The sequence below is a fragment of the Kaistella sp. genome, from assembly GCF_032060305.1.
Taxonomy (GTDB): Bacteria; Bacteroidota; Bacteroidia; order Flavobacteriales; family Weeksellaceae; genus Kaistella; species Kaistella yananensis.
In genome coordinates this window covers 1-10,611 of record NZ_DAMBHK010000076.1, presented here as the reverse complement: position 1 = coordinate 10,611, position 10,611 = coordinate 1, and the positions used below count along the sequence as shown (strand labels likewise).

10 protein-coding genes and 1 tRNA gene are annotated in these 10,611 nt (G+C 40.2%); 4 read left to right on the top strand and 7 right to left on the bottom strand.

Translation table 11 applies throughout. The features are described from left to right. The 5 genes from dusB to V5N63_RS09955 all read right to left on the bottom strand — a co-directional run. Positions 1-756 (bottom strand): tRNA dihydrouridine synthase DusB (gene dusB, locus V5N63_RS09975; RefSeq protein ID WP_332033825.1); only part of this gene is annotated, 756 nt, incomplete at its 3' end. A 94-nt stretch (positions 757-850) separates the two neighbouring features. After that, positions 851-1,054, bottom strand: coding sequence for a hypothetical protein (locus V5N63_RS09970; RefSeq protein WP_332033824.1), 204 nt, complete (start codon positions 1,052-1,054; stop codon positions 851-853). After that, a complete protein-coding gene (locus tag V5N63_RS09965) occupies positions 1,054-1,680 on the bottom strand; it encodes a DUF3575 domain-containing protein (protein ID WP_332033823.1) in 627 nt (208 codons plus the stop codon). Before V5N63_RS09965 ends, V5N63_RS09970 begins: the two co-directional genes overlap by 1 nt. Positions 1,681-1,688: 8 nt before the next feature. Further along, positions 1,689-2,861 (bottom strand): thioredoxin fold domain-containing protein, encoded by a 1,173-nt coding sequence (locus tag V5N63_RS09960; RefSeq protein ID WP_332033822.1) that lies wholly within the window; start codon positions 2,859-2,861, stop codon positions 1,689-1,691. A 107-nt stretch (positions 2,862-2,968) separates the two neighbouring features. Then, entirely contained in the window at positions 2,969-4,642 is a 1,674-nt protein-coding gene (locus tag V5N63_RS09955; RefSeq protein WP_332033821.1) for a glutamine--tRNA ligase/YqeY domain fusion protein, read from the bottom strand. Between the two features lie 108 nt (positions 4,643-4,750). Between V5N63_RS09955 and V5N63_RS09950 the strand changes: the two genes are divergently transcribed. Next, positions 4,751-4,894: a hypothetical protein gene (locus V5N63_RS09950; RefSeq protein ID WP_332033820.1), complete on the top strand. Its 144-nt coding sequence runs from the start codon at positions 4,751-4,753 to the stop codon at positions 4,892-4,894. Between the two features lie 199 nt (positions 4,895-5,093). Here V5N63_RS09950 and menC read toward each other — a convergent pair whose 3' ends face one another. Further along, on the bottom strand, positions 5,094-6,101 hold the full coding sequence (gene menC, locus V5N63_RS09945; RefSeq protein ID WP_332033819.1) for an o-succinylbenzoate synthase: 1,008 nt from the start codon (positions 6,099-6,101) through the stop codon (positions 5,094-5,096). Positions 6,102-6,122: 21 nt separating this feature from the next. Beyond that, complete coding sequence (gene fbp, locus V5N63_RS09940) at positions 6,123-7,136, bottom strand: class 1 fructose-bisphosphatase (RefSeq protein WP_332033818.1); 1,014 nt, start codon at positions 7,134-7,136, stop codon at positions 6,123-6,125. 231 nt (positions 7,137-7,367) lie between these two features. On the opposite strand from fbp, the gene V5N63_RS09935 reads away from it, so the two are divergent. The 3 genes from V5N63_RS09935 (at position 7,368) to V5N63_RS09925 (ending at position 10,610) form a co-directional block, all read left to right on the top strand. Further along, positions 7,368-8,606, top strand: a complete 1,239-nt coding sequence (locus V5N63_RS09935) for an aspartate kinase (protein ID WP_332033817.1) — start codon at positions 7,368-7,370, stop codon at positions 8,604-8,606. 6 nt (positions 8,607-8,612) lie between these two features. Then, positions 8,613-10,451, top strand: coding sequence for a lysophospholipid acyltransferase family protein (locus V5N63_RS09930; RefSeq protein WP_332033816.1), 1,839 nt, complete (start codon positions 8,613-8,615; stop codon positions 10,449-10,451). A gap of 86 nt (positions 10,452-10,537) precedes the next feature. Then, positions 10,538-10,610, top strand: a tRNA-Phe gene (locus tag V5N63_RS09925). The last annotated feature ends 1 nt before the right edge of the window (position 10,611 follow it).

Sequence of the window (10,611 nt, the reverse complement as noted above, 5' to 3'; positions counted from 1 at the left end):
CGGTAATTTTTCACCTGTTTCAAAGAAATGTTTAATCTCATTGAAAATCCATGGATAGCCGATGGCACCACGTCCAATCATAATACCGTCGCAATCATATTTCTCTCTGTATTCTAAAGCCTTTTCGGGAGAATCCACATCACCGTTCCCGAAAATAGGGATTTCAATATTCGGATTGTTTTTCACTTTCGAAATATAATCCCAATCGGCTTCGCCTTTATACATTTGGGAACGCGTTCTCGCGTGAATGGTTAATGCTTTGATGCCGACATCCTGCAGGCGTTCTGCAACTTCCATGATGTTGATGGTCTCGGTGTCCCAGCCCAAACGGGTTTTTACGGTAACAGGTAGATGGGTAGAATTTACCACCGCTTTTGTAAGCCGAATCATCAGGTCGATATCTTTTAAAACACCGGCACCGGCACCTTTACAAACCACTTTTTTTACAGGGCAGCCGAAATTGATGTCTACCAAATCCGGATTTACGGCTTCTACAATCTTTGCGGAAAGCGCCATCGCTTCTTCGTCGCCACCAAAAATCTGGATTCCTACGGGTCTTTCGTAATCGAAAATATCCAGTTTCTTTTTGCTTTTCATCGCATCGCGGATAAGGCCTTCAGAAGAAATGAATTCCGAATACATCATGTCTGCGCCGTGCATTTTGCACAGCCTGCGAAAGGGCGGATCCGAAACATCTTCCATCGGGGCGAGCAGAAGAGGGAATTCCGGAAGTTCAATATTCCCTATTTTTATCATGGTGCAAAGATAATTTTTTTGAACGGAAGAAGGAAACATGATTGCTTAGAACAAAAAAAACAGATCTTTCTGATCTGTCTGCATGCTGAAATTTTTAATCAAAATCGTGATGGGTGTCGTCCTTGGAATTTTTATAAACAAACCACATCCCAATGGTGAGCCCTACCACGCCAGCCACAGCGGTCATCAGTGCGCGTTCGAGTCTGTCGGGCATGTCGTTTCCGATATAATTCATCAGAAAGAGAATCAGAAAGGTGATTACGGCAACCACCATGAATTTTTTACTTTTTATATCCATTATTTGAGTTGATAAGAGATCATTATTCCACCGCGATAGGGAATCCATTCGCCGCTTTGGTTGTAAATGCGGTCGGGGTTTGTATCATAGCGGACTCCCAATTTTTTATGAAATCCTTTATAATAGCTTTGCGCTGTTCCGCCACCGAGATAAAGATCCATATTCCAGTTTTCATTCAGTTTAAACTGGTATCCTACAACTGCGCCGAGAAAAAAAGAAAAGCCATCCTGATAGAGATCAGACAGATTGTAAATCGGTGATTCCGGTGAATACTGTGAGGGAAGATCCTTCCAGTAATTCCATTTCTGCATTTTATACCGCGCAAACGAAAAGTTGCCTCCCACGTACCAGTGCTTAAAAGCTTCTTTAAAATAATACCGTCCATCCAGGCCGGCCATATAAACCTGAGCATATTTACCTGCGAAAGATTTCCAAGGTGAAATAAATATGTCGCCCTGAACGGTCATCTTGTTATTTAACTGGTATTCGAGTCCTGCGTTTAATACACCCACCGGCAAAAAGAGGGCATTAGCTTTAACGTAAAGTTTTTTTTGGAGCGTATCCGTCTGCTGTGCATTGCTGAAAGAAAGAGCTGCAAAGGCAAAAAGAAGTAAAAGTTTTTTCAAAGCAACGCTTATTTTAAATTTTGTAATAATTTATCAGCGAGTGTGGCATCTTTTCCCTGGCTTTCAGCCAATTTCTTTGAAATCTCGGCGTAGGATTTCGCATTGTCTTTCTTGCCTGTCTTGGAATAAAGTTTTGCCAAAATGTAGGTGTTCTCAGGGTTTTCAGACCGCATTACCGATTTTTCTGCCCATTCTTCAGCTTTTTTCAGGGAAGAGGGATTCGAAACGTGTTCGCTGAAGATCCAGGCCGCTTTCAGCAGTTCTTCAGGATCAAAATTATCGGCGTTACTGTAGTATTTCAAAGCAGCTTTTTCATATTCTGTAAAGTTTCCCAGGTTGGGATAAAGAATCACTTTCATGCGGTTCAATGCGGTTTCTGCTTCGTCTTTTCCAACCAGTGGGATTGCGTTTTTGTAGAAATAATCGTCATTGATGATTCCCGTTTTCTGGTCCAGCGAATTTTCCAATACTTTAGAAATTTTAATATTTGTATCGAACTGGTTATAGATCTCTTCAGACATCAGTGCTGCAATTTCATTCTTTTTTGCTGTGAAAATCTGATAATTTGGATCAGTTGTCGATTTGGTGAAATAGAGAAGAAGCCCAACTTCGTCTTTAGTAAAAGATTCATTTTTCTTTACATTGAAGTATCTTTCGGAAACTTTTTTTGCCAGTTCATAATCGCTGTCTGCATAAAGCCTCATCATATTGAGTAAAAATTCCGGATCGGATTCGCCTTTTTCGAAAAGTTCTTTATTGGATGCGGTGCGGAATTTCGGATTATTGGCCTCCTTGGCCATCGCAAGAAAGGCTTGTTCACCCATGTAACCGTAACTGTTCATCACCACTTCACCATCACCATTCATAAAAAGGAATGAAGGGTAGGACCGGACTCCGTATTTTGCTGCAATTTCGCGTCCTTCACCTTTTTCCATATCGAACCGGGCATTGATAAAGTTAGCGTTATAATATTCCTTAACCGAAGCTAAAGGGAAAATATTTTTTTCCATTAATTTGCAGGGGCCACACCACACTGCAAAAGCATCCATAAATACAAGCTTTTTTTCTTTTTTTGCTTTTGCCAGAATTTCTTTGAATGTGCCTTTTTCGAAATTTATGCTTTCCTGAGAAAATACGGACAGAGAAATAAATACTATAAGTAGAGAAAATAATTTTTTCATGAAATTAAAATGTGATGCGAATATAAATATAATATATAACGGGAAAAAACTTTTACTGATATTCTGAAATATAAAAACCCCTCCGGTGAAGAAGGGGTTTTTATCAATTATTCCGGTTTATAGCCGTCTTTCAGGGTTACAGTTCGGTTAAAAACCAGCTTTTCCGGTGTGGAATCTCTGTCTTTTGTAAAATATCCGATTCTCTGGAACTGATAAGGCTGGCCGATTTCCGCATTCTCCAGACTAGGTTCTGCAAATCCCTGAACGGTTTTCAAGCTTTCAGGATTGATGAAGTCCATGAAGTCTGCTTCTTTTTCAGCATCCGGCTGCGGGGTAGTGAAAAGTCTGTCGTAAATTCTCACTTCCACCGGCAAAGCGTGTTTTGCTGAAACCCAGTGCAGCGTGCCTTTCACCTTCCTTAGACTTTCTTCGGTTCCGCTTCCGGATTTACTTTTGGGGTCATAAGTTGCGTAAATGGTGGTGATTTCTCCGTTTTCATCCTTTTCAACACGTTCAGCTTTGATGATATAAGCAGATTTCAGTCGTACTTCGCCGCCCAGTTTCAGACGGAAAAATTTATTTCCCGCTTCTTCCTTGAAATCTTCTCTTTCAATATAGAGTTCTCTGGAAAAAGGTATTTCTCTGGTACCAGCGTTTTCGTCTTCAGGATTATTTTCTGTTTCCAGCCATTCTTCAGCATCTTGCGGATAATTCTCAATCACCAATTTTACCGGATCTACTACGGCCATTACGCGTGTTGAAATTTTATTTAAATCTTCTCTCACGAAAAATTCCAGCAGCTGAATGTCGATTAAATTCTCTCTTTTGGCAACACCTACTCTTTCAATAAATTTTTTGATGGCTTTGGGCGTATAACCTAATCTGCGCATCCCTGAAATGGTCGGCATTCTTGGATCGTCCCAGCCGGTAACCACTTTTTCTGCAACCAAGCGCTGTAATTTTCTTTTGGAGGTAATCATGTAAGAAACATTCATTCTTGCGAATTCGCGCTGTTTGTTTCTTACCAGGTTTTCGTCATAAACCTGATCCAGATACCAGTCGTAAAGCGGACGGTGGTTTTCGAATTCCAGCGAACATAAGGAGTGAGAAATCTGTTCGATATAATCGGATTCGCCGTGAGCCCAGTCGTACATTGGATAGATTTTCCACTTTTCGCCGGTTCTGTGGTGCGGTCTTTTCAAAATTCTGTACATCACCGGATCACGCATGTTCATGTTCGGTGATTTCATGTCGATTTTTGCACGCAGTGACATAGATCCTTCTTCGAATTCGCCGTTTTTCATTTTTTCGAAAAGTTCAAGACTTTCCTCTACAGGTCGGTTTCTGAAAGGAGAATCGATTCCGTCTTCAAATGGATTTTTTCTTTGGGCCGTAATTTCTTCTGACGACTGCTCATCAACATAGGCTTTCCCGTCTTTAATCATTTGAACTGCCCATTCATAAAGCGTTTCAAAATAATCTGAAGCATAAAGTTCTTTGTCATATTTAAAACCGAGCCAGTCGATATCTGCTTTAATGGAATCAACGAACTCCTGCTCTTCTTTTTCCGGATTGGTATCATCAAAACGAAGATTTACAGGTGCACCGTATTTTTCGCCCAACCCAAAATTAATGCAGATGGCTTTTGTGTGGCCGATATGCAGGTAGCCGTTAGGTTCCGGCGGGAAACGGAAGCGAAGTTTGTCCTTCGGGAACCCGTTCGCTAAATCGTCTTCTATAATTTGCTCAATAAAATTGAGTGATTTTTTTTCTTCTTCCATTGTCTATTCTTTGTAGAACGCAAATTTACGGATAATTGCTAAAAAAAGGAACTACTTTTATTAACCCCATCTTTTGGCCTGCGAATACAGGTCTTAATTCGATGTGCTATGCTGTATTTTGTAGCCAATACGGAAATTCCTGCTTCTCTCATCGTTTGTAGTAAAAACAATAAATTGGAAAATGTTTTTGCGAAAGTTGCTTTAGATGAATTAATTACAACAAAGGTTAAAAAAAATATCGGTGAAATCTAAAAAAAAAATTTTCCGAGGGTGTTTTTGGTATAATAATGGCTGTACGGAAAACATCATTCATTAACACTTAATTTTTTACTTCTATGAAAACGATTAAAAAGAAATTTGCACGTATGGTGCATAATCTGAAAAAAAACATTTTTATAGAAAACGTAATTTAATCTGTGGGGGATTAAATTTCAAAAGTCTGAAAGCAATTTCAGACTTTTTTTATGGAAAGGCGATCGCCGGAAAGGTCCAGTCTGGTTTCAAAATTGTTTGTGAACAGTCCTCCTGTTCCCAATCCCTGTGGGATTTTAGGGTTTTTGGTAAAGGTATATTGTGCGATGGCATTCAGGCCGATATTGCTTTCCAGTGCAGAAGTGATCCACCAGCCGATTCCAAGGCTTTCAGCAAGCGAAATCCAGTCGTTGCTTCCTGAAAAACCTCCGACTAAAGAAGGTTTCAGGATGATGTATTGTGGACGTATTTCTTCCAGAAGTTTCTTTTTTTCTGAATAATCTACAATGCCAATTAGTTCTTCGTCGAGGGCTATCGGAGTTTTTGTGCCTGTACAAAGTTGGTACATTTCTTTCCGGTTTCCTACTTTAATTGGCTGCTCAATCGAATGAATCTGCAGTTCGTAAAGTTCCTCCAGGACAGTTTTGGCTTCATTAAAGCTGAATCCGCCGTTCGCGTCAACTCTCAGTTCAAGTTGATTCGCCGGGAATTTTTTTCTCAGTTCCTGAAGGATTCTTTTCTCGGAATTCCAGTCGGTACCGATTTTCAGTTTCAGGCAATCAAACCCGGAGGCTAATTTTTCCTCAATCTGGTCTTCCATAAACGCCGAATCGCCCATCCATATTAATCCGTTGATTTTTATGAATGATTTTCCTGCGGTGAAATCGCTGGGGAAATAGAGGTCGTCTCCATGTTCCAGGTTTAAAATTGCCTGTTCAAACCCGAACCAGATCGACGGAAAATGTTTCAGTTCCTCTTTCAGTACATCACGGTCAACATTGATGTTTTCGCAGAGCCACTGGAGTTTTTCTTCATATTCCGGAACATCATCATAACTCAACCCACGGAAAAGCCCACATTCGCCAGTTCCGGTTTTCCCGTTTTGAGTAATATTCAACAAAAAAGTTTCCTTTGTATTCAGAACGCCACGCGAAGTGCCGCCCGGACGTTTGAAGTGAAGCGTGTAGGGTGTATAAGTTGCCGTCAAAGTTCTATTTTTAGAATAAATTTATTCCGCAGCCATTTTCATGAATTCTTCCGCTTTTTCCACCATTGTCAGACTTCCGCAGAAGAACGGAACCCGCTGGTGAAGTTCGGTAGGTTCAATTTCAAGGATTCTCTGGAATCCGTCGGTGCATTTTCCGCCTGCCTGTTCTGCCAGAAATGCCATAGGATTACATTCGTAGAGTAATCTCAGTTTTCCGTTCGGCGACTGTGAGGTAGAAGGGTAAATGTAAATTCCGCCTTTAATCATATTCCGGTGAAAATCTGAAACCAAACTTCCGATATAACGCGAGGTATAAGGTCGGTCGCCTTCTTCGAGCTGGCAGTATTTGATATAATTTTTAACGCCTTGTGGGAATTTAATATAGTTTCCTTCGTTGATGGAGTAAATTTTTCCTGTTTCAGGGAATTTCATGCAAGGGTGGGAAAGGTAATACGTACCTAAACTGGGGTCGAGTGTAAAACCGTTTACGCCGTTTCCGGTCGTATACACGATCATGGTTGAGGAGCCGTAAACTACATAACCTGCAGCTGCCTGATTTACGCCTTTCTGTAAGAAATCTTCTAAAGTAACCGGTGTTCCAGGCTCTGTAACTCTTCTGTAAATCGAAAAAATAGTTCCTACAGAGACATTTACATCAATGTTTGAAGATCCGTCCAAAGGATCGATAAGCACTACATATTTACTTAAATGGGCGTTGGCACTGGCTTTTATTTCAATAAAATCGTCGCTTTCTTCCGAGGCGATTCCGCACACTACTTCCCGTTGAGAAAGTGCTTCAATGAAAATCTCGTTGGCCAGTACATCCAGTTTCTGCTGCTCTTCACCCTGAATGTTTTCGTTTCCTGCTTTTCCGATGATGTTGGCAATTCCTGCTTTGTTCACCTCGCGGTTTACCACTTTTGAAGCCAGACGAATTGCACTCAGGAGACGTGAAAACTCACCGGTTGAATACTGAAAATCTTCTTGTTTATCAATGATAAATTCACCCAGGGTTTGAAAGTTTTTTTCCGACATTTTTTACTTTTTGGATTTTTACAAATTTCGGAAAAATCTTTGACTTCTGCCTGCTTTTTTGGGGTGATAAATGACAATATTGATGCGTCAGCAATTTAATTCTCCCATGTATTTACAAATGCGTTGCTCCGTTTTTTTATGTCGCTGTAAATTAATAATTTTACCTGCTGTTATTTTGTGAAAAAAATAAATGGTTTTTGTAATATAATTTATTGATATCCAAATAATTAAATGAAAATTTTCAAATTCGGTGGTGCATCGGTAAAGGATGCGGAAAGTGTGAAGAATGTTGCAGTTGTTCTGGAATCTCAGGGCTTCGAAAAATGCCTGCTGGTAGTTTCGGCGATGGGAAAGACGACCAATGCACTAGAAAAGGTGGTAGAATATTATTTTGCCAAGGAAGATTACCACGCAGAAATTGAAAAGGTAAAACAGAATCATTTAGATATTTCTAATGGTCTTTTTCAGGAGAATCATCCGGTTTTTGCTGAAATTTCTTTGTTTTTTGATGATATAGAGTCTTTTCTTCGACGAAATAAGTCACCTAACTATAATTTCGTATATGATCAGGTGGTGAGCTGCGGTGAAATGATTTCATCCAAAATTTTAAGTGAATACCTGAATGATATTCAGTTTAAAAATACGTGGCTCGACGCGAGAGATTATATTAAGACCGACAGCAGTTACCGTGAAGGTAACATCGACTGGGAAGAAACACAAAAAAATATTTCAGCTCTTAATCCGCAGAGATCTTACGTCACGCAAGGATTCATCGGTTCCGAAAGTAATAATTTTACGGTGACCCTGGGCAGAGAAGGTTCCGATTATTCCGCCGCGGTGTTTGCGTACTGCTTGGATGCTGAAGCCATGACGATCTGGAAAGATGTTCCCGGAGTAATGACCGGCGACCCACGAAAATTCAAAAATGTTTCGCTCCTGTCTAATATTTCTTACGAAGAAGCGATTGAAATGGCCTATTACGGAGCTTCAGTCATTCACCCGAAAACGCTGCAGCCCCTTCAGCAGAAGAACATTCCATTTTATGTAAAATCTTTTCTGGATCCTTCAAAACCCGGAACCAAAGTTGGAAATACAGATAAAAACCGCTTCGAGGAATCTTATATTCTCAAAGAAAATCAACATTTAATGCGTATTGCGACGCGCGATTTTTCATTTATTGCGGAAGAGCATTTAAGCCAGATTTTTGCCTTGCTTGCTAAATACAAAATCAAAATTTCGCTCATGCAGAATTCTGCAATTTCCCTTGCGCTTTGCCTTGAAGATAAATATAACCATATTGATGAGCTGAATAAGGAGCTGCAAATGGCCTACGATAGCGAAATGGTAAAAAATGTTTCACTTTTTACCGTAAGAAATGCTAATTTAGAGGATATTAATAAATTTTACGAGAATAAAAATATTCTGCTGGAACAGATTTCCAAAAAAACAGTACAAGTTGTAACAAACTGATAACCAATGAGTCTTATTTCAAGGAGTGATTTAATTAAAGTGTCGGGTTTAAGCCGGATCGGATTTTTGAAAAATCCCGTCGCTTCTGCCATCATGAGCCTTACAAAGATTGATGAGGTCAATAAATTGTACGATGTTCTGAAGGACAAAAAGGGAAAGGATTTTTTCGATTCTTTTGTGCGTGAAAGACAACTGAAATATATTGTCTTCGAAGAAGATTTAGCTAAAATACCGAAAACCGGTCCATTTATTTTAGTATCCAATCACCCGCTTGGCGCGATTGACGGAATTCTGATGACCAAAATCCTTACGGAAATCCGGCCGGATTTTAAAATCATGGGAAATTTCCTGCTGGAAAAGATTGAACCCATGGAACCTTTTGTAATTTCTGTAAACCCTTTCGGTACAAGAAAAGAAGTAAGAAACAGTTCCACCGGAATGCGCGAAACCTTAAAACATCTCGAAAATGGGGGCTGTGTAGGGATTTTCCCGGCGGGCGAAGTTTCAAATAAAAACAATGAGTTCGGCGAAATTCTCGATAAACCCTGGGAAAAACCAGCGCTGAAACTTATAAAGATGGCGAAGGTTCCGGTTGTTCCTATGTATTTTCATGCTAAAAACAGCCGTCTTTTTTACCAGCTCGCCAAAGTGCATCCCGATCTTCAGACATTGCTTCTGCCGGCCGAAATGATGCATAAGAGAGAAAAGCCGATCCGCATCAGAATCGGAAAGCCTGTTTCGGTAAAGGTTTTGGAAGACCATGATTCGGTTGAAGAAATGGGTGAGTTTCTGCAGAAGAAGATTTATATGCTGAAGTCGTATTACGAGAAAAGAAAATCCATCGCAGAACAACTCAAACTCCCCAACCTGAAGCTTAATTTTCCGCTCACCAAAGAAGAAAATGTAGTGCAGAATATCATCGACGAGACGCCGCAGGAGGATATAGAGCAGGAAATTAACGGGCTTTACAAGAAAGATAAAATGTTGTTCCGAAATGGAAATTACGAAGTGTTTTTCTGTACCTATTCGGAAATTCCATCGATTATGCGCGAAATCGGCAGACAGCGGGAACTTACGTTCAGAAAAATTGGTGAAGGCAGCAATCTTCCTTTCGATTTGGATCATTACGATGAGCATTACCATCACCTTTTTCTTTGGGATAACGCTGCGAAAAAACTGGTGGGTGCTTACCGCATGGCCCTGGGCAGTGAAGTGATGAAAAAGCACGGTATTGAAGGCTTTTACACCAGTTCGTTATTTGAATTCGATCCTGAATTAAGGCCATTCTTCCGAAAAGTGATTGAAATGGGAAGAGCGTATATCTCGGCAGGGTACCAACAGAAGCCTTTGCCACTTTTTCTTTTATGGAGAGGAATTGTACATGTTTGTTTAAGGAATCCTGAACATAAGTTTTTAATGGGAGGAGTGAGTATTTCCGATAAATTTTCAGAATTTTCAAAATCGCTGATGATTGAATTTATGCGTTCGCATTATTACGATTCTGCCGTAGCGCAGTATATTCATCCGAAAAAAGAGTTCAAAGTAAAGCTGAAAGACCGCGATAAGCACCTGTTTTTCGATGAAGTAGAATCTGATCTCAACAAACTCGATAAAATTATTGATGATCTGGAACCCGAAATGCGTTTGCCGGTTCTCATTAAAAAATACATCAAGCAGAACGCAAAAGTGATCTCGTTCAACGTAGATCCAAGTTTTAATGATGCCATTGACGGGTTGATGTACATCCGGATCAGCGAGCTTCCGGAGAGTACAATCAAACCGGTACTTGAAGAAATGAGTGAACAGATCGAGAGAGAAGAAAATAATTCGTCTGAGAATCAGTAAATTTGGGCTTTGATGCAATATTTTTCATGAAATCACTTGCATCGTAAGGGAAAAGGTTATACTTTTGCACCACTCAATAACGGAACGGTTTCTTAGCTCAGTTGGTAGAGCAATGGATTGAAAATCCATGTGTCCCTGGTTCGATTCCTGGAGAAACCAC